This is a genomic window from Moorena sp. SIO3I6, assembly GCF_010672095.1.
This window is the reverse complement of record NZ_JAAHHU010001046.1, coordinates 1-1,749: the sequence shown is the minus strand read 5'-3', so window position 1 is coordinate 1,749 and position 1,749 is coordinate 1. Positions and strand designations below refer to the sequence as shown.

General features: G+C 45.7%; 2 protein-coding genes. One reads left to right on the top strand and one right to left on the bottom strand.

Features of this window, described 5'->3' with window-relative positions; all coding sequences use genetic code 11:
* Positions 1-1,163: transposase (locus F6K49_RS45935; protein WP_293109014.1), on the bottom strand; the 1,163-nt coding region annotated here is incomplete at its 3' end.
* A gap of 24 nt (positions 1,164-1,187) precedes the next feature.
* Here F6K49_RS45935 and tnpA point away from each other — a divergent pair.
* Complete coding sequence (gene tnpA, locus F6K49_RS45930) at positions 1,188-1,664, top strand: IS200/IS605 family transposase (protein WP_293109017.1); 477 nt, start codon at positions 1,188-1,190, stop codon at positions 1,662-1,664.
* Positions 1,665-1,749: the final 85 nt, after the last annotated feature.

Here is a 1,749-nt window from a genome sequence, read left to right as displayed (position 1 = left end):
TATTTAGCGTTAACCTTGACGACGTTCCCGCCTAACTCGCTAAATTTCTGGATGGCAAGTTCCACAATCCGGTCTTTACACCATTGGTGGAATCGTTGCTTTTGGAGAGAGCCGTGCTTACCCCCTTTTGCCTTCCAGTTTGACAAGTCCTCAAACACAATCACCCTCACTTGATGAGCGATTCCAAAGTCTATTACAGCTTTGGATACGACTTGAGCAATGTGTTCGTTGATCTGTTTGGACTTGCGATACAATCCCTTGCAGAACCCTTGAGGCAAATTCCTTTTGGTTATCTTACGGGTTTGCTTGGACTTAGTGGCAATACGCTGCTTGCGTTGGTCACGGCGGTCTATGTCTCTGGCGGGGGAAATAAATTTCCTCGCTTTTACAGTACCGTCCCGACTAACGATAGAGCAGGTCGCTGTGGTGTTAATTCCTAGGTCTACCGCACAAACCCAATCAGATTCCGGCAGTTCCTTAATTGCGATCTCGACGGGCATCGACAGATGAACGCTGCGGCCGTTAGCAATTAAGGAAGGGGACATCAGTTTGTTGTCTTGACCTAGATGGCGGCTTTTTCCCGACGAACGAACAGGAATAGCCAATAGCCATACCCAATCCTTACCGTTCCAAACCTTGAGGTCTACAGCGTTAAAATTAGCGTTATAGCGAATTTGTTGACCTTTGTACAAAGCTGGGTAGCTGTTACAGAAGGCAGTAAGCTTAGGGGACTTGTCATGTCGGTGCTTTCTGTTGCCTCGTTTCCAATCCTGCCAGCGAGTCACAAAGCTGCTAACAATCCCTAATGCGTCTTGGATGGCAGCCCGTCTTAGGTAGCTGGGAAACTTGCGAAACGATGGATGGTTATTGATGGCTTTTTTGAAGTACCAACCATATTTAGGATTGGGATTATCTGCGGTCTGGTGAACCAACTTCTCCAGCGTGTTCACCCGTTCTTTGGCAGTTAACCCCAACAGGGCAGACCAATTCCAATAGGCGATTAGTACCAAAGGTTTTAGGAAATGGCGGTACTCTTCCACCGTCAGAATAGCTAAATTACGCTGATGGCGAGTCAAAGACAGCGACCAGACATCAGTTCTGATCAACGACGCTGACTGCCACTTTTTGCGCTTAGTTCGCTTTTTAGCTGGCTTCCGGCTCATGGAGAAAGACTTAACCAATACCAAATATATTTTAACTTGCTAAGATTTAGTTGTCAATTTAGTTGCCGATACCGCTCTATGGATTTCAGGAGACTCAAGACTCGCTCCAACTCGGCATTTCGGTTGCTCTATCACTTGGTACTAGTGACTAAGTTCAGAAACAATTCCCTAACAGGGGAGATGCTCGAACGCTTGGAAGACATTTTTAGGGCTACCCTAGCAAAATGGGATTGTGAACTGATTGAATTTGGGGGGGAGAGTAATCACGTCCACGTTTTGTTTGAAGCTATCCCCAGTATTGACTTGTCAAAGCTAGTAAATAACCTCAAAACTGTTTCCTCTCGACTAATGCGGAAAGAGTATGCAGCTCATCTAAAACGTTTTTACTGGTCAGAAAAACCGATGTTCTGGGGTGGCAGCTATGCTTTGATTTCAGTAGGAACACAAGCTCCATTACAAAAGCTGATTGCATATGTCCAGAATCAGGAAAAGCCAGAATAAGGATGCTGCGCTTTGTTTATTGGTTTCGCTAACCCCACCTAAATCAAAGATTCTAGGTGGGGACTGCGCTCAACATTTTGTTCAA